Source organism: Clostridium sp. MSJ-8, from assembly GCF_018918325.1.
Lineage (GTDB): Bacteria > Bacillota > Clostridia > Clostridiales > Clostridiaceae > Clostridium.
In genome coordinates this window covers 1-25,964 of the sequence record NZ_JAHLQH010000032.1, presented here as the reverse complement: position 1 = coordinate 25,964, position 25,964 = coordinate 1, and the positions used below count along the sequence as shown (strand labels likewise).

General features: G+C 29.9%; 23 protein-coding genes and 1 other RNA gene. 1 reads left to right on the top strand and 23 read right to left on the bottom strand.

The features are described from left to right. Window positions 1-106: 106 nt before the first annotated feature. From KQI77_RS06605 to KQI77_RS06495, 23 genes are all read right to left on the bottom strand, one after another. Window positions 107-1,846, bottom strand: coding sequence for an ABC transporter ATP-binding protein (locus KQI77_RS06605; protein ID WP_216389576.1), 1,740 nt, complete (start codon window positions 1,844-1,846; stop codon window positions 107-109). Further along, on the bottom strand, window positions 1,846-3,573 hold the full coding sequence (locus KQI77_RS06600) for an ABC transporter ATP-binding protein (RefSeq protein ID WP_216389575.1): 1,728 nt from the start codon (window positions 3,571-3,573) through the stop codon (window positions 1,846-1,848). Before KQI77_RS06600 ends, KQI77_RS06605 begins: the two co-directional genes overlap by 1 nt. Window positions 3,574-3,749: 176 nt before the next feature. Continuing rightward, on the bottom strand, window positions 3,750-4,283 hold the full coding sequence (locus tag KQI77_RS06595) for a TIGR00730 family Rossman fold protein (RefSeq protein WP_216389574.1): 534 nt from the start codon (window positions 4,281-4,283) through the stop codon (window positions 3,750-3,752). Window positions 4,284-4,457: 174 nt separating this feature from the next. After that, window positions 4,458-4,645, bottom strand: a non-coding RNA gene (ssrS, locus tag KQI77_RS06590) — 6S RNA. Between the two features lie 50 nt (window positions 4,646-4,695). Further along, entirely contained in the window at window positions 4,696-5,088 is a 393-nt protein-coding gene (locus KQI77_RS06585; RefSeq protein ID WP_216389573.1) for a hypothetical protein, read from the bottom strand. Window positions 5,089-5,111: 23 nt separating this feature from the next. Then, entirely contained in the window at window positions 5,112-5,369 is a 258-nt protein-coding gene (locus tag KQI77_RS06580) for a DUF1292 domain-containing protein (protein WP_216389572.1), read from the bottom strand. Between the two features lie 99 nt (window positions 5,370-5,468). After that, complete coding sequence (gene helD, locus KQI77_RS06575; RefSeq protein ID WP_216389571.1) at window positions 5,469-7,742, bottom strand: RNA polymerase recycling motor HelD; 2,274 nt, start codon at window positions 7,740-7,742, stop codon at window positions 5,469-5,471. A gap of 176 nt (window positions 7,743-7,918) precedes the next feature. Then, window positions 7,919-10,312 carry a homocysteine S-methyltransferase family protein gene (locus KQI77_RS06570; protein WP_216389570.1) on the bottom strand — a complete coding sequence of 798 codons (2,394 nt, stop codon included), beginning with the start codon at window positions 10,310-10,312 and terminating at the stop codon, window positions 7,919-7,921. Next, window positions 10,302-10,985 (bottom strand): vitamin B12 dependent-methionine synthase activation domain-containing protein, encoded by a 684-nt coding sequence (locus KQI77_RS06565; protein ID WP_216389569.1) that lies wholly within the window; start codon window positions 10,983-10,985, stop codon window positions 10,302-10,304. The genes KQI77_RS06570 and KQI77_RS06565 overlap by 11 nt, the downstream gene beginning before the upstream one ends. Window positions 10,986-10,988: 3 nt before the next feature. Continuing rightward, window positions 10,989-11,444 carry an S-ribosylhomocysteine lyase gene (locus tag KQI77_RS06560; RefSeq protein WP_216389568.1) on the bottom strand — a complete coding sequence of 152 codons (456 nt, stop codon included), beginning with the start codon at window positions 11,442-11,444 and terminating at the stop codon, window positions 10,989-10,991. A 24-nt stretch (window positions 11,445-11,468) separates the two neighbouring features. Continuing rightward, on the bottom strand, window positions 11,469-12,416 hold the full coding sequence (locus tag KQI77_RS06555) for an MraY family glycosyltransferase (protein ID WP_216389567.1): 948 nt from the start codon (window positions 12,414-12,416) through the stop codon (window positions 11,469-11,471). Window positions 12,417-12,584: 168 nt separating this feature from the next. Then, window positions 12,585-13,226, bottom strand: a complete 642-nt coding sequence (locus KQI77_RS06550; RefSeq protein WP_216389566.1) for a V-type ATP synthase subunit D — start codon at window positions 13,224-13,226, stop codon at window positions 12,585-12,587. 3 nt (window positions 13,227-13,229) lie between these two features. Beyond that, on the bottom strand, window positions 13,230-14,609 hold the full coding sequence (locus tag KQI77_RS06545; RefSeq protein WP_216389565.1) for a V-type ATP synthase subunit B: 1,380 nt from the start codon (window positions 14,607-14,609) through the stop codon (window positions 13,230-13,232). Next, window positions 14,602-16,380, bottom strand: a complete 1,779-nt coding sequence (locus KQI77_RS06540; RefSeq protein ID WP_216389564.1) for a V-type ATP synthase subunit A — start codon at window positions 16,378-16,380, stop codon at window positions 14,602-14,604. The genes KQI77_RS06545 and KQI77_RS06540 overlap by 8 nt, the downstream gene beginning before the upstream one ends. 17 nt (window positions 16,381-16,397) lie before the next feature. Next, window positions 16,398-16,709 (bottom strand): V-type ATP synthase subunit F, encoded by a 312-nt coding sequence (locus KQI77_RS06535; RefSeq protein ID WP_216389563.1) that lies wholly within the window; start codon window positions 16,707-16,709, stop codon window positions 16,398-16,400. Further along, window positions 16,702-17,703: a V-type ATP synthase subunit C gene (locus tag KQI77_RS06530; protein WP_216389562.1), complete on the bottom strand. Its 1,002-nt coding sequence runs from the start codon at window positions 17,701-17,703 to the stop codon at window positions 16,702-16,704. Before KQI77_RS06530 ends, KQI77_RS06535 begins: the two co-directional genes overlap by 8 nt. Window positions 17,704-17,714: 11 nt before the next feature. Beyond that, on the bottom strand, window positions 17,715-18,314 hold the full coding sequence (locus KQI77_RS06525; RefSeq protein WP_216389561.1) for a V-type ATP synthase subunit E: 600 nt from the start codon (window positions 18,312-18,314) through the stop codon (window positions 17,715-17,717). 26 nt (window positions 18,315-18,340) lie between these two features. After that, window positions 18,341-18,823, bottom strand: coding sequence for a V-type ATP synthase subunit K (locus tag KQI77_RS06520; protein ID WP_216389560.1), 483 nt, complete (start codon window positions 18,821-18,823; stop codon window positions 18,341-18,343). A gap of 13 nt (window positions 18,824-18,836) precedes the next feature. Beyond that, the gene (locus KQI77_RS06515) at window positions 18,837-20,786 is read right to left on the bottom strand and encodes a V-type ATP synthase subunit I (protein ID WP_216389559.1); all 1,950 of its coding nucleotides are present in this window, start codon (window positions 20,784-20,786) and stop codon (window positions 18,837-18,839) included. After that, window positions 20,773-21,099, bottom strand: coding sequence for an ATPase (locus tag KQI77_RS06510; protein WP_216389558.1), 327 nt, complete (start codon window positions 21,097-21,099; stop codon window positions 20,773-20,775). Before KQI77_RS06510 ends, KQI77_RS06515 begins: the two co-directional genes overlap by 14 nt. Before the next feature lie 150 nt (window positions 21,100-21,249). Further along, window positions 21,250-22,908 (bottom strand): B12-binding domain-containing radical SAM protein, encoded by a 1,659-nt coding sequence (locus tag KQI77_RS06505; RefSeq protein ID WP_216389557.1) that lies wholly within the window; start codon window positions 22,906-22,908, stop codon window positions 21,250-21,252. Window positions 22,909-22,942: 34 nt separating this feature from the next. Beyond that, window positions 22,943-23,443, bottom strand: coding sequence for a hypothetical protein (locus tag KQI77_RS06500; RefSeq protein ID WP_216389556.1), 501 nt, complete (start codon window positions 23,441-23,443; stop codon window positions 22,943-22,945). Beyond that, window positions 23,436-24,611: a PQQ-dependent sugar dehydrogenase gene (locus KQI77_RS06495; protein WP_216389555.1), complete on the bottom strand. Its 1,176-nt coding sequence runs from the start codon at window positions 24,609-24,611 to the stop codon at window positions 23,436-23,438. The genes KQI77_RS06500 and KQI77_RS06495 overlap by 8 nt, the downstream gene beginning before the upstream one ends. Before the next feature lie 126 nt (window positions 24,612-24,737). Here KQI77_RS06495 and KQI77_RS06490 point away from each other — a divergent pair, with 126 nt between their 5' ends. After that, the gene (locus KQI77_RS06490; RefSeq protein WP_216389554.1) at window positions 24,738-25,847 is read left to right on the top strand and encodes an aminopeptidase; all 1,110 of its coding nucleotides are present in this window, start codon (window positions 24,738-24,740) and stop codon (window positions 25,845-25,847) included. The last annotated feature ends 117 nt before the right edge of the window (window positions 25,848-25,964 follow it).

Below are 25,964 nucleotides of genomic sequence, written 5' to 3'. Positions count from 1 at the left end.
TACATTTTAAATATATTTTCTATAAAACGCTAATTGAAGAACCTTTAATTATAATTTTCTATAGAAAAATAGCTGTATAGAATTTATCGTCCTATACAGCGTATCTTTATGATATATTTTCAAATTGACTATTATACAAATTAGCATAAAATCCATTTTGTTTAATCAATTCTTCATGATTACCTTGTTCTATTATTTTACCATCTTTCATTACTAATATTATATCTGCACTCTGAATAGTTGATAATCTATGTGCTACAATAAAACTAGTTCGGCCTTTCATAATCTTAGCAAAAGCATTTTGTATCTTCATTTCTGTTCTTGTGTCTATTGAAGATGTTGCTTCATCTAATATAAGCATTGGTGGTAATGTAAGCATTACCCTTGTAATACACAACAATTGTTTTTGTCCTTGAGACAATCCGCCTCCATCTTCTGTAATATATGTATCTAATCCTTTAGGCATTCTTCTTATAAATTCATATGAATGTGCTTCCTTACATGCATTTATAATCTCCTCTTCTGTTGCATCCATCTTTCCCATAATAATATTTTCTCTTATTGTTCCAGACTTAAGCCATGTATCCTGTAATACCATTCCATATGATTTTCTTAAACTTTTTCTAGTAATGTTTTTGATTTTATTTCCATCAACATATATATCTCCACTATTTACATCATAGAAACGCATTAATAAATTAATTACTGTTGTTTTTCCACATCCTGTAGGACCTACTATTGCTACTCTCTCTCCTGGTTTTACATTGATATTAAAATTTTCTATAAGTTTTTTATCACTTACATAAGAAAAACTTACATTTTTTAATTCAACATTACCTTGAACATCTGTAATAGATATTGCATCATCACTATCTTCAACCTCTGAAGGCTCTTCTATAAGTTCAAATATTCTTGCAGCACATGCAAAAGCATTTTGAAGTTCAGTAATAACCCCTGAAATTTCATTAAAAGGCTTTGTATATTGAGTTGCATAACTCAAGAAACAAGTAAGAAGTCCTATTGATAATCCTCCAGATATAACAGAAAATGATCCTATAAGTATTACACCTGCATAAACAAGACTATTAACAAATCTAGTTGCTGGATTTGTTATTGATGAATAAAATAATGCTTTTAATGATGCATGCTTCAATCTATCATTTACTTCATCAAATGTTTCAATAGCTTTATCTTCATAACCAAATGATTTAACAACCTTTTCTCCACCTAAAATCTCATTAATGTATGAAGTTTCTTCTCCTCTTATCTCTGATTGCACTTTAAACATTGAATAAGTATGGCTTGCTATATATTTTGCTATTAATAATGACAATGGTGTCAAGCATACAACTAATAATGCTATCCATACATTAATGGAAAACATGAATATAAGTGTACCTAAAATAGTAATTATTCCTGTGAAAAATTGAGTAAATCCCATAAGTAGTCCATCAGCTAATTGATCAACATCGGCAATAACTCTACTTGCTATATCTCCATGAGAATGTGCATCAATAAATTTAAGAGGAACAGTTTCAATCTTATTAATAGCTTCATTTCTAATATCTCGAGTTATATTAAAAGTAATTTTGTTATTACATATATTCATAGCCCACTGTACTACTGCTGTAATAGCTATCACAATGCCTATTCTTATTAATAATGTTATTATCTTATCATAGTCAACATTTCCTTTAGACACTATACAATCAATTGCTTCTCCAATAATTATTGGAAGATATAATGTAAGAATAACTGTTACTAAAGCAAAAATAAGCGAAAATATAATAAGTGCCTTATATTTCTTTAGTCTACTCATTAATTTTTTTATTGTTTTATCTTTCATTAGTTATCCCCCTCCTTTTTAAATTGTGAATCATATATCTCTCTATATACTTCACATCTATCGAGTAATTCTCTATGATTGCCTATACCTACTACCTTACCATCATCAAGAACTATAATTTTATCTGCATGCATAATAGATGCTGTTCTTTGTGATACTATAAAGACTGTAGGTGAATTTTTCATATTTGCAAGAGCTTTTCTAAGCTTTGCATCTGTAGCATAATCAAGTGCTGAAGCACTATCATCTAAAATTAATATATCTGAATTTTTAACTAATGCTCTAGCAATAGTAAGTCTTTGCTTCTGACCTCCTGATAAATTCTTACCTTCTTGTTCTACTTCAGAATTAATCTTTTTGTCCTTATTCTCTATAAACTCTGTAGATTGAGATATATCAATAGCATTTTTGATTTCAGCTTCGCTTGCTTCTCCATTAGCAATTAATAAATTACTTTTTATTGTTCCTTTAAATAACTGTGCCTTCTGAAATACTATAGAAACCTTTTTCTGCATTGCTGAAAATGTATATTCTTTAACATTACGTCCATCTATTAAAATCTCTCCATCTGTAACATCATAATACCTAGGAATAAGATTGACCAAAGAAGACTTACCAGATCCTGTTCCTCCTATTACTCCAATTGTTTCGCCTTTCTTAACAGAAAAATTAATGTTAGTCAATGCATCTTCAGATGAACCTTGATACTTAAAACTTACATTTTTAAATTCTACTTCATATTCAGAATCTGAAGAAAATTCATTTATATTTCCTTCCTTCATAGAACTATTTATCTCAAATACATCTGAAAGTCTATTAGCACATGCTACTGCCTTAGTTACATTAACTATTAAGTTAGCAAGCTTAATTAATTCAACTAATATTTGAGACATATAATTATATAGTGCTATAACTTGACCTTGAGTTAGAATACCATTATCTACTCTTATTGCTCCTGTCCATACTAATATTATAATAGCTACATTAATTATTATATATGTAAGTGGATTCATAAGCCCAGATATCTTTCCTGCTAACTTTTGTATTGAAGATAAATTTTCATTTGCTTTATAAAAATCTCGTCTCTCTATATCTTCATTATTAAAAGCTCTAATTACTCTTGCACCAGATAAATTCTCTTTAGTTATTCCTAATATTCTATCTAATGATGTTTGAGACTTCTTATATAAAGGTCTTGTTATCTTCATAATACCAAAAACTACAATACTTAAAACAGGTATTGTAAATAAAAATATAAGTGCAGCCTTAAAATCTATAGTAAATGCCATAATCATTGAACCAAAAACTATAAACGGAGATCTTAAAAATAAACGTAGAACCATGTTTATTCCATTCTGTACTTGATTAATATCACTAGTCATCCTAGTAATTAAAGTAGATATTCCTAATGTATCTAATTCAGTAAATGACAATGATTGAATATGCTTAAATAATTTACTTCTAAGTGAAGTTGCAGTATTAACAGCTGCTTTCGCTGCAAAATACTGTGCTGTTATAGAACAGCTTAATCCCACTATAGCTAAAACTACAAGCAATACAACCATCTTAATTATATAAGTCTTATTGTTATAAGCTATCCCATTATCAATTACAGAAGCAACTACAATAGGAACAAAAAGTTCAAATATAGCTTCTAGCATCTTAAATAATGGCGCAATTATACATTCCTTTCTATACTTCTTCAATATAGATAATATAAATTTCATAACTTTCCCCCTTACAGAAAATTCATAATCTTCTTATGTCATTATATCGTTAACAATTACTATTTAATATCTAATATGTATTTTTATCAATAGTAAATTGATATTTTTCTTTTTATATTATCACCATATATTCGCCTATTTATTCATAATATGCATTGAAAATAAATCTGCCTTGATTAATTTTCCACATAATCTAATAACTCATCAATATTATTAAATATCTTATATAGAGCATTAATATCTGATTTTATAAATCCTTCATGCATCATATATTTTAGCATTTCATCTATTCTATTATAATATCCATTTATGTTTAATACACATACCTTTTTATTAACTTGTCCTAGACTTTTCTGTGCCAAAATTTCAAATAATTCATCACATGTTCCAATTCCACCTGGAAGAATAATAAAAGCATCACTTATATCTTCAAACATCTTTTTCCTATCTTGTAACGTAGCTGGAGAAAAAATTTCATCACAATCTTCAAGAATACTTTGTTTAGCTTGTATATATTCAGGTGAAACTCCTATTATGTGTCCACATTTTTCCTTAACACCTCTAGCCACTGCCCCCATCATTCCATATCTTCCACCGCCAAAAACTAATGTATGTCCTCTTTCACCGATCAATCTTCCTAAAGCTTCCGCTTCTATTTTGTATATTTCATTAATTTCTTCTCTAGCTGCTCCATATACACATATCTTCATATTTTATCCCCATTTCATATCACTATTTTTCTTTTTTACTCTTTAGGTTTGTATGCCTTGAATTTAGTTATGCACTATATCTAAGATAGTTATCCACAACTATGAACAAAATATAATTGCCTAAAAATTAAAAACCACTTAATCAAAGATTAAGTGGTTTCAATTCATTAATCAAATACCCCAACATGCCGTCTGCTTAGTTGCTCAGACCTGCGCCTCGCAGGTGGGTTAAGCTCATGTTACTTTTGCCTTCTCCTGCCATGTAATGGATTACTGAAGCCCGACAGCCATAACAATGTTGCAAATCCCTTATATGTTATGTAGGTTGAACATAATAAGCTACGCGAACATCTCAGGAATATCTTTTATGACTTTATTATAGCACATTTCTAATGGTTTTCAACAATTATTTTTACACAAAATCGCTAATTATTTCCTCTATATCTGACTCACATTCTTCAGTACAAAATACTACTAGAGCCTTTATGTATTCACTATCATCAGCATTATCTATCTTTCTGAACTCTGCCTCTAAATCATATTCGTCGCATATATCTTCTATTATCTCTTGTATATTGTCCTTTGCAACATCATATAGATAAGGGACGTAATAATCTTCCATCCATTCAGGACTATCGCTATTCATTCCACTTTCATCATTTGCATAAGATTTTGCTGCTTGTTTCTCATCATTATCAAAATCATAACAAAATTCAACTACAATATGATCATCCGAATTCTTAATTACATCACAATCTGATAAACCATTTTCCTCCATAATATCTAAGATATTTTCATAATTCATATATATAACCTCCAGACATTAAATTAATATAAAAGCTTTTTATATTCTTTCTTTACCTCTAGAAATTCTTTATCATCTTCTACCAGATTATATTCTTCTTTTCCATCTTTTGTATCTATTCTAAATGCAAACACATCTTCACTATCCTCTTCATCTAAAGGTGCTAGTAATAGATATTCTTGTTTCCCCAAGAAAATTCTTGCAACTGCTTCAAAATCAACCTTATTGCCATCTTCATCTTTAAATGACATTATTTGTTTTTCTTCATTATTATCTAGCATGTTTTTCACTCCCTAACCTTTAATTCAATATATAATATATCATAATTATATTAAACTTCAAGTATAAAAATATAATAATATTTCGTTTTAAATTTTTATTTATATTAAAGTAGTAATTTCATCCTTTATTAATATATATTCATAATGTAATGCTCTAGTCAATGTTACATACAATAATCTCTCATCTAATATGTTTTCTCCATAATCTTCTACAGTAGGATTAATTATAATGCAACAATCAAATTCTAAGCCCTTTGTTAAATATGATGGTATTATAACATTTTCCTGCTCTATAGATTTCTCTTTTCCTTTTATAAGATCAAAAGAATATTTGCTTTTTCTCTTAAGCAATTTCGATATTGCAGTTGCTCTATCAATATCTTTGCATATTAATGCTACTGATTTCTTTCCCTCATCTCTTATTTTAGTTATAATCTTATCAATTTCTTCTATATAATCCTTATCTTCTAATATTTCTATTACTTTTGGTTTATCTCCATGTCTTAATACCGGTTTTGCATCTTTTAATCCTAACTTCTGAGCTTGTAATGTCTTTTCTGCAAAATCTATTATCTCTACTGTTGAACGATAACTTTGAGTTAATTGTACATAAGTAGCTTTATTATTAAATAATCCACTAGTTATATCATTCCAAGTCTTTAATCCTTTATAATAATATATTCCTTGAGCTAAATCTCCAACTAATGTTAATGAATTTCCCTTTGCAAAATTATTAACAACTAAAACTTGGAAAGGACTGTAATCTTGTGCTTCATCCACAACTATATGTTGGAACTTCTCTTTTTCTTCTATTCCCTCTAATAGTATCCTTATATATGCTAAACTTGGGAGATCATCTTCATCAATTATTCCATTTTCACAATTATTTATAAATTCTTCCTTCATATATTGCCATAGCTCATCTGATATCTTATCATCTGTAACTATGCTAAATAAAGTATCATCATTATAAAAATTGTATAAAATATCCCTTGAATTTATTCCTCTCCAATTCTTAAAATAATCATTAAACACTTTCTTAGTTGTATTTTTTATTTTATTTTTCTTTTCATCTCTCTCATCATATACTGCTACAAGCTTAAGTCTTCTATCCTCTCCTTCAAGAGAACTCATCTTTATGTCCTTTATAGCTTTATCATATTCATTATCTATTTTTAGAAGAATCAATTGTAATTTTTCTTTTATTTTTAGGTTAAGATATCTTTTTATTTCATCTTTTCTTTTATTAATAGGATAAGACTTTAAATCCTTTGTATATAGCCTAGTTATTTCCTTTGCATCAAATAGAACCTCACCTTCTACTTTAATGCTTTCTATATTTATAGCACTACTTTCAACTAATGTTACATATCTATCTAGCATCTCCTTAAAATCAATAGTTCCTCTTATTCTACTAGATTCTATTAATAGCTTCTTCTTATCTCCATCTTTTTCTTCCATTATATTTTTAAGTTTTTCATCTTTATTATATATCTTTCCTTTTAATTTAAGTTTAGATAATATTAGTTCTTCAAAAGTACTTTGTTTAACTTCAGTTGCTCCAAGGCTAGGTAATATATCTGATATATAATCCAAAAATAATTTATTAGGTGCTAAAACTAATATGTCCTTGCCTTTCATAGAATCTCCATATCTATAAATTAAATATGCTAATCTATGAAGAGCTACTGTTGTCTTCCCTGAACCAGCAGAACCTTGAACTATTATAGGAAGATTTTTAGGCCATCTTATTATCTCATTTTGTTCTTTTTGAATAGTAGCAACTACTTCTTTTAACTTCTTTCCACGACTTTCTTCTAGATTAACCTTTAAGAATTCATCTACAAGCTCTGTTCCTTCTTCTCCATTTATCATAAGTTCATTTATGCCTTCATCAAATATCTGGTCTATCTTACCATCCTTAAACATAAACTTTCTCTTAAGATCTAGCTTACCGTTTATAACTCCACTTGGTGCTTTATAATATGCATCTCCACCTGTTCCACTATAATATAAATCAGCAACTGGTGCTCTCCAATCGACTACTATCTCATCTCCATCCTTGGTACTACTTATACCTTTTTTGCCTATATATATCTTTTCTTCTCTACCTTTGTATTCTCGAAAATCTACCCTTCCAAAATAAGGTGCTTTCATAGCTTCTTCCATTGAATCTATATCTTTTGCTAATACATCATATATCTTCTCTGTAGTTTCTTTTTCTTCACTATAACTTCCCTTAGCAGCCTTTGTTAATATCTTAACTTTTTTATCTATATCATTTATATTTGCTTTCTTTTCATCTATCTCTTCTGCTATTAATCTTCTTTTATCTTTAAGAACTAATTCCTCTTCTTTTATTTTCTTATCCATATTTACTAAATACCTCATTAAAACTTCTTATCTACACTATAATTTCCTATAGAGTAAAAAATTATTGATTATATCACAAATTATAGAACTATTCAGCATTATAAACTAGCTTATTTATTCTATAATTTATGTACATCAATAATTTTTTATCCTAATATAATTTATATAAAATTATATTAACTAAATACTTTCTTAGCTATCTCTGCTGTTTCTTTTGCATCATTAGCATAATAATCTGCCCCTATCATATCAGCATATTCTTGTGTTAAAACTGCTCCACCAACAACAACTTCACCTTTATATCCATTATCTCTTAAGGCTTTTATTGTTTCTTCCATACTCTTTATAGTTGTAGTCATAAGTGCACTTAATCCTACTAATTTAACATTATATTTAAGTGCTGTTTCTACAACTAAATCTATTTCTACATCTTTGCCTAAGTCTATTACATCATATCCATAGTTTTCTAATATAACTTTCACTATATTTTTACCTATATCGTGAATATCTCCCTTTACTGTTGCTAATACGATCTGTCCTTTTGATATATTATTATCACTATTTTGTGATAGTCTAGCTTTTATTACTTCAAAAGCTTTCTGTACAGTTTCTGCTGATTGAATTAATTGTGGAAGGAATATTATTCCTTTCTCATATCTTTCTCCAACAACATCTAATGCTGGTATAAGATAATCATTAACAACAGTCAACTCATCATTAGTTTCTAATAACTTCTCTGTTGCAATTGCAGCTTCATCCTTTAATCCCTTTAAAACTATATATTGTATATCATCTGTTTTCTCTAGGCTATCACTTACTCCACCATTAGATGTTCTTGAGCCACGTTCTATAGTCATATTGCCATACATATTAATATAGTGCTCTGAGCCTTTATCTATATTATATAGAACTCTATAAGCGTTTATAACATCCATCATTCCTGTACTATTAGGATTCATTATAGGTAAATCTAATCCATTAGCTAATGCTAATGCCAAGAATGTTTCATTTATTATTTCTCTACAAGGAAGTCCAAATGAAATATTAGATACTCCCAATAATGTCTTAACTCCTAACTCTTCTTTAACTCTTCTAAGAGCCTTAAGTGTTTCTTGTACTTCTGCTTGTTGTGCTGATGCAGTAAGAACAAGGCAATCTATAAATACATCTTTTTTATCTATTCCATAATCAGCTGCTCTATTTACTATTTTCTGTGCTATGGCAAATCTTTCAGCTGCAGTAGGTGGTATACCTCTACTATCTAGTGTTAATCCTACAACACTCGCTCCATATTTCTTTACTACAGGAAGTATTCTATCTAATACTTCATCTTCTCCATTTACAGAATTAACTATAGGCTTACCATTATAGTATCTCAATCCACTTTCAATTACTTCTGGATAAGAAGAATCTATTTGAAGTGGTGTATCAGTTATGCCTTGAATCTCTTTAACCACTTTTATCATCATTGCATTTTCATCTATATCAGGTGACCCTACATTTACATCAAGAACATCAGCACCAGCTTCTACTTGTTCTATAGCTTGCTTAATTATATAATCTAAATCATTATTTTTTAGTGCTTCTTTAAATCTCTTCTTTCCTGTAGGGTTAATTCTTTCACCTACTACCTTTACACTATCTATGTTTACAACTTTTGATGGTGTACATATAGCAGAATAGGATATTTTTTCTCTCTTCACCCTTTTCTTAGAATCAGCTATTTCTCTAAGAGCTTTAGTGAATTCTGGAGTTGTACCACAACATCCTCCAACTATACTTACCCCCATATCAATAAACTTATTAATATAGCCTATAAATTCTCCTACAGTAAGATCATAATAAGTTTCTCCAAATGATATCTTAGGCAATCCTGCATTAGGCTGAACCACTATAGGAATATTAGCTGCATTAACTATTCTTTCAACCATAGGTTCTAATTCCTTAGGTCCTAAAGAGCAATTAACTCCAACTGCATCAACGCCTAATCCTTCTAATGTAAGTACCATACTCTCAGGAGTACACCCAGTAAATGTTCTTCCGTTTTCTTCAAATGACATTGTACAAAAAACAGGAAGATTAGTGTTCTCCTTAATAGCAAGTACTGCAGCTTTTACTTCATATAGATCTGTCATTGTCTCAACAATAAATAAATCTGCTCCTGATTTTTCACCTTGAACTACTTGTCTTTTAAAAATATCATAAGCTTCATCAAAGCTTAATGTTCCCATAGGTTGTAAAAGTTGTCCTATAGGTCCAATATCTTGAGCTACTAATATATCTTTATCTCCTATTGCTTCCTTTGCAAGTTTTATACCAGCATCTATTACTTCTTCAACAGAATATCCTGATGCTTCTAACTTTAACTCATTAGCACCAAAAGTATTAGTTGTTATAACCATAGTTCCCGCTTCTATGTATTCTCTATATACTTCCATTACTTTTTCTTTTTCTGTAATGTTTAATACATCAGGGTGTTCACCTAACTTAAGTCCTTTATTCTGTAGCATTGTCCCCATTGCTCCATCGAATACAAGGATATTATCTTCTATATATTTTTTAACTTCCACAGCTTACACCCTCTTTTCTAAATTTGCAGTTTTCATAATTACTGCATACTTCACATGTTCTTTTATTTAATTCTTTATCCTTTGGTATTAATCCAATAATAGCAGTTACAGACTTTCTAGGCATAAGAAGATTATGCCTAGATACAGTAAGACCTATAACCTTAGTTGCATTAAGCGTATCTAAAAAATCCTTTTGAATATCTATAGGTAAATCACCGTATCCAGGACTATATCTAAATGTTATCCCCATATTTTCATTTTCTGCTATTTTCTTAATATCTTCTTCTATATAATCACAAAACTCCTCAACTGCTGTTGTTGCACATGAATCTAATATAATAGCTTTAGTTAAATCTATCTTTTCATAATACGCAATCTTTTTCTCAATCACACTTCCAAGTGTTACAGCCATTATATATATATCCTTTGAGTACTTTAAATGATTTTTAATATCCTCTCCTGTTAAGACAAGATTAGTATTATCTAAATAAACTCCTGTATCCTTTATTGTTATTCTATATCTTGCAACAACTTTCTTAGGAGCAATTAACTCTTTTGCTTCTTCTATAGTTTCATCTATAAGTCTATCAATATTCCCGTTTATCTCTTGATTCTTATGACCTAGATATCGAAGCACTTCCTTCTTGGGAATACTTAATCCCTTAAAATTCATATTTTATTCTCCGTATATATTTAATGAAAAACCTTTTTCTAAAACCTCTTTTGCATATTCTTGTGCACCAAAAAGAGATAAATCTCTATAATTACCACATTGTATCTCATTTGCAGCTGGTATTTCTGTTGCTACTAAAACTTGCTTTAATGAAGCTTCTAATGCTTCCTTCATTACACTAGGTTCAACATCTCCAAATATACTTATATAGAATCCTGTTCTACATCCCATAGGTGAAAAGTCTATTATTCCTTCCATTCTACTACGTAATTCATGAGCTAATAAATGTTCAAGTCCATGCATTGCTGCTGTACCAAATGCTTCCTTGTTAGGTTGTAAAAATCTAAGATCAAACTTAGTTACTTTGTCTCCATTAGGTCCTTCTAGCACACAACATTTTCTCACATAGGGTGCCTTTACTTTTCTATGATCTAATTCAAAACTTTCTACTTTTTCCATTTATAAATTCCTCCTTAAAATAATTTATTTTATAATTAATAATACTATAGAAATTGTACTAAATATTAAACTAATAAAAATAATAAAATTAACAACTTGCTTTGTAGACATACCTTTAGACTTAAGTCTAAAATGTATTTGGCTTCTATCTGCTTGATATACAGGTTTTCCATCAAAAAGTCTCTTAAAAATAACAAATATGTTATCAAAAATAGGAACAGCTAATGCAAATATAGGTAAAAACAAACTCATTACTGTTGCTTGTTTAAATGCTCCATCTAATGCTATTATAGAAAGTAAAAATCCTATAACGTTAGCTCCTGAATCCCCCATAAATACCTGTGCAGGATACTTATTATATATCAAGAAACCTAGAATAGCACCTACTAAACATATTGATGTTTCTGCTGAACATGTTTGACCTAATATTAATGCTGCACAAAAAAAGGTTAATGAAGAAACTACAGATATTCCACCTGCTAATCCATCCATTCCATCAGACCAATTAATAACTGTTGTTACTCCAAATATCCATGTTATAGTAAGAATACATTGAAGATATTCTGGTAATAATATATATTCATTTGTAAATGGATTGTCAAATCCTCTAAATACTATTCCTGCTCTATAAACTAAATAAGCAGCAAATAACTGTACAATTAATCTAGGCAATATAGGAAATTCTTTTTTTCTAGACTTATATGTATCATCAAATATTCCTATAAATAATATTAATGTTGCTCCTATAAAAATCCAAAACTTATGTTCATCAATCTCAGTTACAAATATTAAAAATGAAATAAAAAATCCTATATATATTCCTATACCTCCTGATAACGGTATAGGTGCTGCATGCGCCTTTCTTTTTGTTGGCTTATCTGTAAATCCTATCTTTTGAGATAGTTTTATAAGTGGTTTAGTTAATAAAAAAGATATAACAAATGCCACTAATAAAATTAATATATAACGCATCTCATATTCTCCTCTAATTTTCTCTTTTAGTTTTCATATTATAATTCACATTAGATTATACTATTATCCTGCACTTTAATCAAATAAAATATAATTTCCTTGAAAAGTTAAAAAGCGCATCTTCACAGTTAAAGTTTAACTGTGAAAATACGCTTTTACATCCAGAAATTAACCTCTTTGTTCTATCATTGACTTAACCTTCATTAGACGTGTAGTTGCTGATCTTTCATTTTCATCAAGCTTCATACGAATATATTTTATAGTTTCTTCTAATTGTGGTATTGTCATATATTCAAGAGCATTAACTCTTCTTCTAGTCTTTTCTATTTCATCAGCCATAAGTTGGCATGATTTTTCTACTTCTGCTAATTCTAGTAGCTTAGGTAGAATTCCATATAATTTTGCTATAGCATCATCTAAATCTGCTGAAGTGTTAGCAAATCCATAAGGATATATACTACCTTCATCACCTTCTAGCTCCCTCTTGAAATTCATTACTGGAACAGAAACACTCATAACGTTTTTCTCTCCAACATCAACTGATATATGTTCCTTTGGGTAAGCTATAGCTTCTTCTAGAAACTCAGAACTCATTACAGCTCTTGCCATAACGAAGTCCTTTAGAGATCCTTCTAGTTGTCCTTCAACTTCTTTTCTTAATGTATTATTATATTTAACTAAATTAATGAATTGTCTCATTAACTCATCTTGCTTATCTTTTAACAGCTTGTGACTTCTTGTAGAGGTAGACAGTCTTTTCTTAAGTCTGCTAAGTTCCATTCTGGTAGGATTAACATTAAGCTTTGCCATATGCTACGCATCCTCTCTTGGCATATATTTTTCAAGGTATTCATCTCTGATTCTCTTAAGTTCTGTTCTAGGAAGCATCTTTAATAACTTCCATCCTAAGTTAAGAGTTTCTTCTATTGTTCTATTTGTGTTAAATCCTTGAGAAACATATTCCTCTTCAAAAGCTTCTGCGAACTTAGCTAGCTTTTTATCTGTATCAGATAATGCTGATTCTCCAAGGATAGCAGATAATTCTTTTGCTTGCTTACCTTGTGCATATGCTGAGAATAATTGGTTCATTGTATCAGCATGATCTTCTCTTGTTTTTCCCTTACCAATACCTTTATCTTTTAATCTTGATAATGATGGTAAAACATCTATTGGTGGCTCTATACCCTTTTTATATAATTCTCTTGAAAGAATTATTTGACCTTCTGTGATATATCCAGTTAAGTCTGGGATTGGGTGAGTCTTATCTTCTTCAGGCATTGTAAGTATTGGAATTTGTGTAATGGAACCTTCTTTACCTCTTATTCTACCTGCTCTCTCATATAATGTTGAAAGGTCAGTGTATAAATAACCTGGATAACCTCTTCTACCAGGAACTTCCTTTCTCGCTGCAGAAATTTCTCTTAATGCTTCTGCATAATTTGTTATATCTGTCATTATAACTAGTACTTGCATTCCCTTTTCGTATGCTAAATATTCAGCAGTAGTTAATGCCATTCTTGGAGTACTAATTCTTTCGATAGCTGGGTCAGATGCTAAGTTCATAAATAGAACTGATCTATCAATAGCTCCTGTTGATTCAAATTCATCTATGAAGAATTGAGCTTCTTCGAATGTAATACCTATAGCTGCAAAAACTATAGCGAATTTTGAATCATTGTTAAGAACTCTCGCTTGTCTTGCTATCTGTGCTGCTAATTCCTTGTGTGGTAAACCAGAAGCAGAGAAAACTGGTAACTTTTGTCCTCTAACTAAAGTGTTAAGTCCATCAATAGCTGATATTCCTGTTTGAATAAATTCTGAAGGGAAATCTCTAGCTACTGGGTTAATTGCTTCACCATTTATATCTCTTCTTTCCTCTGGAATGATAGCTGGACCACCATCTTTTGGAACACCCATTCCTGTAAATACTCTTCCTAGCATGTCTTCTGAACATCCTATTTCAAGTGGTCTTCCTAAAAATTTTGCTTTTGTTCCCTTTAAGTTAATTCCTGAAGAACCTTCGAAGATTTGTACCATGGCCTTTGAACCACTAACTTCTAGTACTTTACCTTTTCTCTTTTCTCCAGTTTGTAACTCGATGTCTACTAATTCATCGTATTTAACACCTTCAACGCCTTCAACAACCATCAAAGGGCCAACAACTTCTGTAACTGTTTTATATTCCTTAAGCATCTTGTACCCCTCCTTTGTTTATTAAGTCGTCGATAGCTTTCTTAAGATCTTCAGCTGTTTGATCGATCTTTTCTAATTCATCTTCTTTTACATATTTACTTCTAGCAATTCTATCTCTGATGTCTTCTAATGCTAAAACTTCTGATAAATAAACACCATTATCAAGTGCTCTTTCAGCTTCTCTCTTGAAACCAATAATAACTTTTAGCATCTTATATTGCTTATCTAATGAAGTATATGTATCAATTTCGTGGAAACCATTTTGTTGTAAATAGTCTTCTCTAATTGACTTAGCTACTTCTAATTTTAATCTATCTTTTTCTGATAAAGCATCTATACCTACTAATCTTACGATTTCTTGAAGGTTTGCTTCATCTTGTAATAAAGACATACATTCTTGTCTTAAATCTGACCAATCTGGTTTAACATTTTGATCCATCCAAGCATCTATTGTACTTTGGTATAGAGAATATGAATTTAACCAGTTAATTGATGGGAAATGTCTTTGATAAGCAAGTTGAGCATCTAGTCCCCAGAATACCTTAACAATTCTTAAAGTTGCTTGTGATACTGGTTCTGAAATATCTCCTCCTGGAGGTGATACCGCACCTATAGCAGTTATTGCTCCTTCTCTATTACCATTTCCTAAACATACAACCTTTCCAGCTCTTTCATAATAATCAGCAAGTCTTGATCCTAAATATGCTGGATATCCTTCATCACCAGGCATTTCTTCAAGTCTACCTGACATTTCTCTTAATGCTTCTGCCCATCTTGATGTAGAGTCAGCCATAATAGATACTGAATATCCCATATCTCTAAAGTATTCAGCTATTGTTATACCTGTATATATAGAAGCTTCTCTAGCTGCAACTGGCATGTTTGAAGTGTTAGCTATAAGAACTGTTCTCTTCATTAAGCTTTCACCAGTCTTTGGATCTTTTAGTTCTGGGAATTCGTTAAGAACGTCTGTCATTTCGTTACCACGTTCACCACAACCAACATATACAACTATTTCAGCATCTCCCCATTTAGCTATTTGGTGTTGTACAACTGTTTTTCCAGCTCCGAATGGTCCTGGAACTGCTGCTGCTCCACCCTTTGCTACTGGGAAGAAAGTATCTATAACTCTTTGACCAGTTGTCATAGGGGCTTTTGGATTAAGCTTTTCAGCATATGGTCTACCTTTTCTTACTGGCCATTTTTGCATTAATTGAACTTCTTTATCTCCATCTTCAGTTTCAATAACAGCAATTGTATCAACTACTGTAAATTCACCTTCTTGGATAGATTTTACTTTACCTTTCATATATGGTGGAACCATTATCTTTTGTTCAACAACTGATGTTTCTTGAACTGTTCCTAAAACATCTCCACCAGATACTTCATCACCAACTTTAGCTGTTGCTTTAAATGCCCATTTCTTTTCTCTGTTTAATGATGGAACTGATATACCCTTTGTAAGGAAGTCAGATTTTGCTACCTTCCAAAATTCATCTAGTGGTCTTTGTATACCATCAAACATTGATTCTATTAGTCCTGGTCCTAACTCAACGCTTAGTGGTTCTCCAGTTGTAACAACTGGGTCTCCAGGTCCTATACCTGCAGTTTCTTCGTAAACTTGGATTGATGCCTTATCGCCTCTCATTTCTATAATTTCACCGATAAGTCCTTTTTCTCCAACCTTACAAACATCATAAGTATTTGCTTCGTCCATTCCTTCAGCAACTACTAAAGGTCCTGAAACTTTAATTATTCTTCCGGTCTTCACCTTACCAACCTACCTTCCTATAAAATATTAACGCCTACAGCTTTTTCTACGTTATCGCTAATTCTTTGTAATCCTATATTTAATGATCCTTGATTGCTAGGAATTAATATTACAGCGGGAAGTGTTTTATTGTTATATCTCTCAATAGTTTCTTCTATATTTTGAGCAACTTGTTCTGTTACAAAGATAACTGCATAATCGTTCATAGCTAATTTGTCGATAATTTTTCTTGCTTCATCGCTTTCTACTACTGGAAATACATCTATTCCTAGTGCTTTGAATGCTAAAACTGAATCTTTATCACCAACTACTCCTATTTTCTTATACATATATATCACGCAGCCTTTCTCTTATTACTTCCCCAGCAATATTATTGAGTTTGCCTACCATTATAATTCTAATTACTTTTATTTCTGTTTCCTTTGCATAAATATATGCTAAGACAGGTTCTATTCCAAATGGTATTAATTTCGCATCTTTCATCATATCCATTATGTAATTATCAATTAGCTTTTCTAAAAGTCCTGCTGAACCATTTTTAGAATATTCCTCTACTCCATTCTTTAAAACATCAACATAATCTGTATAGCTTAACTTTCCAGGAATGTTTTCAACTGAATCAGTTAACAATGCTGCTAATGTTTCCTTATCAATAGAGCCTCCATCAATAACTACTGATAATAAAAATTCTCTGCTCTTGTTTTGTTTCTTTACTCTAAGTAAAGTTTTTACATTAGTTAAATCTATTAATGAACTAACATATTTATCAGCGAATTTATCATCTATTTCTTTAGCTATTAACTTCATATCTTCAAACATATACTTGTCTAAGATTACGTCTATTCTTTGAGGGTCCTTCTTTGAATTATAATCTTCAATAGCTTCTTCTATTGCTTTTCTCATTATTGGAGCAAATCCTGATAACTCATTATTCTCAATTGAATACTTTAGTTTGTTTATATCATTTACTCCAACTGGTATTAATAAATCAGAAAAATCTTTTTCAAGAATCATTCCTTTTATTATTACCTTTATGTTGTGATAATCATATTTTATTCCCATAAGGTCTATTAAAGCTCTTGATGGACTCATAGAATACATTTCATTATATATTCTCTTAAGTTCTGAGCTAAGCATTATTTCATAATCCTCAGCTCTCTTAACTTCTGACATCACGTTGGCATACTCTGTTTCTTGTAGCACTTTTATTGATGCTTCTGCAGAATCTGAATCTATCATTCTGTCAATTTTAGCTTTATCAAGGAGTCTAGTCTCTAATACTCTAAGTCTTGGAATTACTTGAGTAAATTGCATTGCTTTCATAATGAACCTCCTTAATTAAATAAAACTTTTGCTACTTCAAATTCTAATTCTTCTCTTAAAGATAAAACTAATGCTTCAAAAGTATTATTTATTTCTATTCCACCTTTTTCTAGTATGAAACCACCTTTGAAGTTGCCAACTTCGTTAGCTATTTTTATTTCACCTTTTTTTCCTTTTGATACAAGACCATCATTAATTTCTTTTAGTACAGTATCATTTAATAATTTTTTTCCTTGTTCATTTAGTACTAATGATTCATCACCATCAATATCTAAATTTACAATAGTATTTTTTATAAAGTCTGTGTATTCATCAGCATTTAATGCACATAATGCATCAACACTTTTTTCAAACACTTCATTTATTATTACTTGCTTTGCTGCTAATTTTTTATTTCTTGATTTTAATTCAGCTCCTGAGATTACTCTTTCTTTACTAGTTTGAGCTTCTCTTTCTGCCTTTTCAGTCATTTCAGCTTCTAATACCTTAGCTTCTTTTGACTTCTTTTCAAGGATTTCTGCTTTTTCAGCATTAGCAGCTTGTAAAATACTTTCCTTTCTATCTTCTGCATCCTTAAGGATCTTAGAAGTTAGAGTGCTTATATTTGCCATAGCTACCTACTCCAATCCGCTAAATATTATAGTTGAGTTAATAGGATGATTGATACAACGAATCCTAATAATGCATAAGTTTCAACCATTGCTGTTAATACGATACCCTTTGTATTGTGTTCTTCTTTTTTAGCTAAGATTTGAACTGAAGCTGCTGCTGCTTTACCTTGAGCTATACCTGAGAATAAACCTGCAATTGCCATTGGTAAACAAGCAAATAAGATATATAATCCATCAGTTAATGAAGTATCAAGTGAAACACTACCTAAAGCCATTAATCCAATAACGAATCCATATAAACCTTGTGTACCTGGTAATAATTCAAGGATTAACCCTTTACCAAACTTTTCTGGTTGTTCTGTAAGTAATCCTGCAACTGCTTCTCCTGCTAATCCAACACCTTTAGCTGATCCAATACCTGATAAACCAACTGCTAGAGCAATACCTAAAGCTCCAAATATAAATCCTCCATTATTTTCTGCAAAAAATTGTACCCAATTCATTTCCATTATTATTTTCCTCCTACTCTCTCTTCAAGTTAATAAATTTATTTTCTGTTTTGAATGGTTTGAATGCCTTTCCACCACCTTCATAGAATTTAGCAAAATATTCAACATATTGTAATCTACATGTATGAACATATGCACCTAATAAAGATAATGCAAAGTTAAATATATGACCAAATAAAAATATTATAGGTCCAAATAAAAGTCCAGCTACTCCAGGAACCATATTCATTAATTGATTCATAGCAGCTCCTAGTGATGCTCCAGATAATGCCAATGCCATAAGTCTTGTATAAGATACCAAGTCTCCAACGTATCCTGTAATATTATATAGAGAATAAGCACCTTGACCTAGTCTTGCACCAACGTTCTTTTCTTGTCTTCCTCCTGTAAGAACTATTACTACCATACCAAATATCATAAAGCCAATAGCAATTTTCTTTCCAACTGGTGGAAGTCCAACTTTACTTCCAAATAGAACTAATGCAAGGGAAATTAATGTTATTACCCATGCTCCTACATCATAAAATGCATCTTTTGGTTTTCCATCTCTTATTAGCATATATGCCTTAATTCCTAAACCAAAGAATATTTGGATAACACCAAATGCAATTGAAATACCTAAATAAGTATTAATGTCCTTATTAGTATCTATTAATTTCGGTAACGCAATTAAATCACCAAAGAATGAACCTGTTATAACTCCAAAAAGTATACTTGGTATACTTAAGTAGAAGAAGAATTTCATAAACTTTTTTGTACCTTCTTCTAGATTAAAACATTTAAGTGCAACTGCTGTTCCTATTAATAGTAATAATCCATATCCTATATCTCCTATCATCATTCCAAAGAATATCAAATAGAATGGTGCTAATAGCGGTGTAGGATCTATTTCATTATATCTAGGTGTACTGTACATTTGAGTTATATCTTCAAATGCACTATTAAGCGAATTATTTTCAAGCTTAACTGGTACATCTAATATCTCGTCTTCTGTAACTTCTTCAAATGATAAACTATATTCATCACCTAATACCTTATTAAGTATAGCAGTGAATTCTTCATTATCTTCGATTGCTAACCAACCTTGAATTACAGCGACATTTTCTGTTTTTAAGAAGTTTGTTACCGCTTCTTTTCTTATTATCATATTCTCGTAGTATTCACATACTAGTTCTAAGGTTTTAGCATCTTCATCTAAAGCTGCTAGTTCTTCTTTAACAAAGAATATGTTTGAGTTAATCTTCTCAATCTTATCCATATTGTCATGGATTATCTTTATTGCTGTGTCTTCCAATTCTGTCTTGAATTGACTAAATCCAAACCCTCTAAGCTTTTCTGACACTTCCTCTTGTTGTGTTTTATCACACATTAAGAATAAAAACACATCTTGATTGTTGCTAGAAATTACTTCTACATAGCAATCTTCAAACTCAGAAACTACTGTTTCCTTGTATTGATTTGGAAGGCTACCAATGTAATAAGGTGTTTTCAGAGTTTTTAATTCTGAGAATGGAACATCAAAACTTTCATATGGCTTCATAGCTTCTATTTCAGTTTGATATTGAGTTTTCTCATGTTCTAACCCTGATATCTTATCTTCTTTTTCTTTAACCTTTGCACAGATAGCTTTCCAGTCAGTTTCTTTAACTGTTTTTTCTAATTCTTGTGCTGTTAATTCCTTCTTGCCTTCCTTCATAGCCTTAAATCCTGATTGTCGAGGAATAAATTCTTTTAAGTATGCTAGAGTAACTTTAGCCAATGATAATTCTTCTTCACAATCACCATATACTGACCCCGAATCATCTTTTCCTAGGTCTGAAAACTCTTCGTTGTTTTCTAAAAAGTTTTCGTCTTGTAAATTAATGAACTCTACTAAAGAAGATTTTTGTAATTCTTTAAGAAGTTCTTTTTTCTGTGACTCAAAAGCTAGCAAGGTGAATTTGTTCATCTTAACAATTGCCATTCATCTTCACTATCCTCTCAACCACTATTTTTACAGCTTCTTGTTTTTTAGCATCAGATAAATCATAAATCCCTTTAGTATCAACATCACCTTTTTCTAATATAGGCTGAGCTATCTCTTCGCCTTCTTTAATCTTGCTGTCTAAAATTGATTTACATTTTTCTTTAGCTTTTTCTATTGCTGCTATGTATTGCTCATCAGCCTCTTTCTTTGCATTCTGAACAATTGTCTTAGCCTCAATATTAGCATTTTTAATAATTTCATCAGCTTGAGCTTCTGCAGTTTTAATTTCTTTTATTGCTTCTAATGCCAAAATCTCACCACCTTTACGTATAAGGATTTCTTATATAATAATTAATAATATATGAATTAATATTTAATATAGTATTAATTACTTTATATTATTTAATTATACACTATCTCAACTTTTTTTCAATAACTTTATATACATGTTTCAAGATAATTAATATATTTTTATCATTTCATTATTATTATTTACCAAGTAGTAATTATCTCGCTTATAAACATCTCCTGTAGAGACATATGTATCCATATCTATTGAAAAAAATTCTATAATATAATCTTTAAATGAGTATATACCTTTATAGTATTCTTTTATTTTTTGTTCTATATCTCTATCAATATTCACCTTTAAGAATTCAGGCATTCCTCTTTTTTTATTAAATCTAAGATAATCATATCTAATTATATCTACTAAATAGTCCTCTTCACCTTCTAGCATCTCCACATTAAAATCTAAGAATACTTTATAGTATTGTGAATTACCAATGTTTTTATCAAAATAACCTTTTTGCTCAAAAAAGTCTCCAAGCTTATCGTAAAAATCAAACGGTGTGTCAAACTTTCTATAGAAGAAACCTAGTATATTATCAAATTTTTTACTGTTGTAATATTTATCGACCATTTCCTCTACTTTTTTTAGTCTTTGAATTTCAAAATACGAAAGTTTACTTGTTGTTAATATTTCATAAGGTGGTTTGTCAGAATATTCCATGTTGTATTTTGAGCTTTCTTCTCTCATAGCTGATCCTTTTAATAATTTCAAGAAACCTAATTGAATTTCTTCAGGCATTATCTCATGCACATCATTAAATGACTTAATAAACGACTCCATATCCTCACCTGGAAGGCCAGCTATTAAATCTAAATGTTGAGTTATATTCTTAAGTTCTTGAAGCTCTTCAACTTTCTCCTTTATATCTTCGAAGTTTACAAATCTATTAATGTTTCTAAGAATCTCATTGTTAGTTGTTTGTACTCCAACTTCTAATCTAAACCTCCCCTTAGGTGCTGTTTTAAGTAACTCTATCTCAGAGTCCTTAAGAATATCAGCCGAAACTTCAAAATGAAATTCTGTATCAGTATCAGCATTAATCAAGAATTGCCATATAGCCATAGTGTGCTTGTGATTACAATTAAAAGTTCTATCTACAAACTTAACTAGCCTAACCTTCTTATCTATAAAATACTGCAATTCTCTCTTCACTCGTTCTATATCTAAAAATCTAACCCCATGTGTTGTTGAAGATAAACAATATATACAATTAAATGGACATCCTCTACTAGACTCATAATAGACTATTTTATTACTCAAATCTTCATCTTCTTCATAAGGAAACACAATTTCATTCATGTCCATAGGCATTCTTCTAGCATTAGAATATACAATACCATCTTTTTTATAGTGTAACCCTTTTACATCTTTTAATTCAATTTTTCCTAATTTATATTCAATAAAATCTCTATATGTTTTTTCTCCTTCTCCTTCTATAACATATTCACCTACATTTTCTTCTAGAAATTCCCTACTATCATAAGATACTTCAGGCCCACCATATACTATTTCTATATTTTTATTTACTTTTTTTATAAGAGATGCTAATTCAGTTACCATAGTTACATTCCATATATATGTAGAAAATGCAACCACGTCTGGTTTTTCATATATTATTTCCTTTAATATTCTCTCTTCTCTATCATTTATAGAAAATTCTCTTATTTTTCCTTCATAATCCATATCCTTTGTAAATGCTCTCAAATATCTTACTGCCAAATTGCTATGAATATACTTTGAATTTAACGCTACTAATAATACTTTCATGTTCTTATGCTACTCCTTTACTATACATGTTTATTTAATTTTCTTTTCTTCCTTTTATAAAAAACATATTTTCCCACACTCTTGTTTCTTCGATTATATAATATTGTTTTACAATATCTATTATCTCATCATAACCGCACTTAATAAAAGGATTATTATTTTTTAAAATCCCTGTTTTAACATTTCCATTAGGTAGAATTATTTCAATCTTACTATTCACATTTTCCCTAATATCTTTATTTACATCCCATAAATATATATGACCTTCTTTTTTTATATATTGTGATACTTCTTTTATCATTTTTTTCCTTTTTCTATTACTAAATATCTTACTTATATTAAAAAAGAACGTACAGGCATCATATTTTCTATCATACAATAACTTTTTATTATTTTCATCTACATAATCTAAAGATATCTCATCTAGCACATCTTTTGATAGATTATATATAATTCCATACTCATCACATGAAATATCTAAAATATCACCATTTAGATTAAAATAACTCATATTAACAACTAATGTTTTATTCATTTTCATCTGCCTTTCTTTTCTTGAACATTATAATCATAATTATTGCTAAAACAAGAATAAATAAATATACTAAAATCTCAATAGATACCTTACCTTTTGAAAAATCATTTTTTGAATTAATGCTATAAATGGCATTTGCCCCACTATCTAATAATATTATTTTATCCTCCTTAACAGTTATATCTTTTATATTACTTTTATCTATCAATCGTAATAAACTAATCTTATATTTTTTATTAACTATAGCTTCTATTTCATTTTTCAATGTATTTACATATATTATTGAATCTTTAGGTAATATTTTATTCCATTTATACACTCCAAGTTCTTCTAATTCACCTAAAGAGTTAGCTACAAAAACAGGTTTATCCATATCAATTACTTTATGTTCTCCTATAAATTCTATAAGTTTATCTCTTGCAAATCTAGATGAATCTATTTGATCTCCTCCACTATAATTAGGCCAGCCATAATTCTTTTTTTCTTTTATTTCATATATATAATCAGTATCATTACATACAGGTCTAACGCCTTTATTATTCATCCCCGAAAATATTGCATATATTTTACCTTCACTACTTATATCTATTCCCTTTATTCCTCTTATCCCCATTGCATATAATTCAATTTTCCTTGTACCTACATTTACAGAATATACACTTGCTGTTCCTATTGCTTCATCTTCAAATGTAGCTATTTTCTCTAGACTATTATCATCATATACTCCAGAATTAGTTTTGGCAGGTACTGTAAATAAAATTTTGTCTCCACACACTAAAATTTTATGTTTTATATCATTATTTCCACTTGGTATATTACTCAATAATACATTAACCTTAGAATTATTATATTCATATATACTACTATCACTTATTACATATATTCTATCTGATAAACAGACTATATCATCTATATTCTCATCTACATCAAATAACTTTTTTACCCTACCATCTTGTGATATTACTTTAACGCTATGTGGATATGCTACATAGATACTATTATCTATAACATCAATAGCTCTTGCATCATCATTGCACTTTGCAATAACTGTACACTCAATATTATTTTTTATAACTCCAATCTTATACTTATCTGAAAAACTAAATATTAAAATTGAAGCAACAATTATAAGAAAAAAAATAGAAGCAAACCTTATTACTTTTCTCAACCAAAACTCCCCCCCTATTAATCTATTTATATTTTTCTATAATTAAAATATGTATTAAATATGTACATTATTAGTGTTATACTATTTATAAATTAATATATAAATAATTGGAGGTGTATTTATTTTATGAAAGATCCACGATATACTACTTTAGCACATAATTTAATAAACTACTCTTGTAAAGTTCAACCTGGAGAAAAAGTTTTAATAGAAGGTATAGGAGAATGTAAACCACTTATTAAGGAATTAATAAACGAAACATATAAGGCAAAAGCTATACCTCTAGTAACATTAAAAGATAAAGAAATAGACCGTGCTCTTCTTATGAGTTGTACAGAAGATCAAATGTCTATGATGGCAAAATATGAAGCAGATAGAATGAATGATGTAGATTGTTACATTGGAGTTCGTTCTAGTAACAATATATCAGAACTAGCTGATGTGCCTTCAGAAAAATTAGCAATATATAATAAATATTTCTGGAACAAGGTTCATGGCGATATAAGAGTACCAAAAACAAGATGGGTTATCTTAAGATACCCTAACTATTCAATGGCTCAAGCTGCTAATATGAGTACTGATTCTTTTGAGGATTTCTATTTTGATGTATGTAACTTAGACTATTCTAAAATGTCGAATGCTATGGACAGCCTAGTAGATCTTATGAATAAAACAGATAAAGTACGTCTTGTAGCTGAAGGAACCGACTTAACATTTTCAATAAAGGATATACCAGCTATCAAATGTGATGGAGCAATGAATATTCCTGATGGAGAAGTGTATACAGCACCTGTTAGAGATTCAATAAATGGAACTATAACATATAACACGCCTTCATTATACGAAGGTTTTGTACATGAAAATGTCTCTCTTACCTTTAAAGACGGAAAAATTATAAATGCAACATCAAATGATACTAAGAGAATCAACGATATATTTGATACAGATGAAGGTGCAAGATATGTAGGTGAATTTGCTATTGGTGTTAATCCTTATGTATTAAAACCTATGAAAGACATACTTTTCGATGAAAAAATATGTGGTTCTATACACTTTACACCAGGTAGTTGTTATGATGATGCTTATAATGGAAATGCTTCTGCCATCCACTGGGATTTAGTTTTAATTCAAAGACCTGAATATGGTGGCGGAGAAATATATTTTGATGATATTCTTATCAGAAAAGACGGATTATTTGTATTAGATGAGTTAAAATGCCTTAATCCTGAAAATTGAGCCTGTAAATAATTTTGTGTATTCTTAATTTCTTCTTAGAAATAATCACATTTTTATTTGATTTTAGTGATATACAATTTTGTAGAAAATCATAATATCATAGAATAATTTATTATT

Bases quoted from the DNA above. Each gene is read 5' to 3' on its own strand.
- KQI77_RS06605 (WP_216389576.1), bottom strand. From the start codon at position 1,846: ATGAAAGATAAAACAATAAAAAAATTAATGAGTAGACTAAAGAAATAT.
- KQI77_RS06600 (WP_216389575.1), bottom strand. From the start codon at position 3,573: ATGAAATTTATATTATCTATATTGAAGAAGTATAGAAAGGAATGTATA.
- KQI77_RS06595 (WP_216389574.1), bottom strand. From the start codon at position 4,283: ATGAAGATATGTGTATATGGAGCAGCTAGAGAAGAAATTAATGAAATA.
- KQI77_RS06585 (WP_216389573.1), bottom strand. From the start codon at position 5,088: ATGAATTATGAAAATATCTTAGATATTATGGAGGAAAATGGTTTATCA.
- KQI77_RS06580 (WP_216389572.1), bottom strand. From the start codon at position 5,369: ATGCTAGATAATAATGAAGAAAAACAAATAATGTCATTTAAAGATGAA.
- helD (WP_216389571.1), bottom strand. From the start codon at position 7,742: ATGGATAAGAAAATAAAAGAAGAGGAATTAGTTCTTAAAGATAAAAGA.
- KQI77_RS06565 (WP_216389569.1), bottom strand. From the start codon at position 10,985: ATGAATTTTAAGGGATTAAGTATTCCCAAGAAGGAAGTGCTTCGATAT.
- KQI77_RS06560 (WP_216389568.1), bottom strand. From the start codon at position 11,444: ATGGAAAAAGTAGAAAGTTTTGAATTAGATCATAGAAAAGTAAAGGCA.
- KQI77_RS06555 (WP_216389567.1), bottom strand. From the start codon at position 12,416: ATGCGTTATATATTAATTTTATTAGTGGCATTTGTTATATCTTTTTTA.
- KQI77_RS06550 (WP_216389566.1), bottom strand. From the start codon at position 13,226: ATGGCAAAGCTTAATGTTAATCCTACCAGAATGGAACTTAGCAGACTT.
- KQI77_RS06545 (WP_216389565.1), bottom strand. From the start codon at position 14,609: ATGCTTAAGGAATATAAAACAGTTACAGAAGTTGTTGGCCCTTTGATG.
- KQI77_RS06535 (WP_216389563.1), bottom strand. From the start codon at position 16,709: ATGTATAAGAAAATAGGAGTAGTTGGTGATAAAGATTCAGTTTTAGCA.
- KQI77_RS06530 (WP_216389562.1), bottom strand. From the start codon at position 17,703: ATGAAAGCAATGCAATTTACTCAAGTAATTCCAAGACTTAGAGTATTA.
- KQI77_RS06525 (WP_216389561.1), bottom strand. From the start codon at position 18,314: ATGGCAAATATAAGCACTCTAACTTCTAAGATCCTTAAGGATGCAGAA.
- KQI77_RS06520 (WP_216389560.1), bottom strand. From the start codon at position 18,823: ATGGAAATGAATTGGGTACAATTTTTTGCAGAAAATAATGGAGGATTT.
- KQI77_RS06515 (WP_216389559.1), bottom strand. From the start codon at position 20,786: ATGGCAATTGTTAAGATGAACAAATTCACCTTGCTAGCTTTTGAGTCA.
- KQI77_RS06505 (WP_216389557.1), bottom strand. From the start codon at position 22,908: ATGAAAGTATTATTAGTAGCGTTAAATTCAAAGTATATTCATAGCAAT.
- KQI77_RS06500 (WP_216389556.1), bottom strand. From the start codon at position 23,443: ATGAATAAAACATTAGTTGTTAATATGAGTTATTTTAATCTAAATGGT.
- KQI77_RS06490 (WP_216389554.1), top strand. From the start codon at position 24,738: ATGAAAGATCCACGATATACTACTTTAGCACATAATTTAATAAACTAC.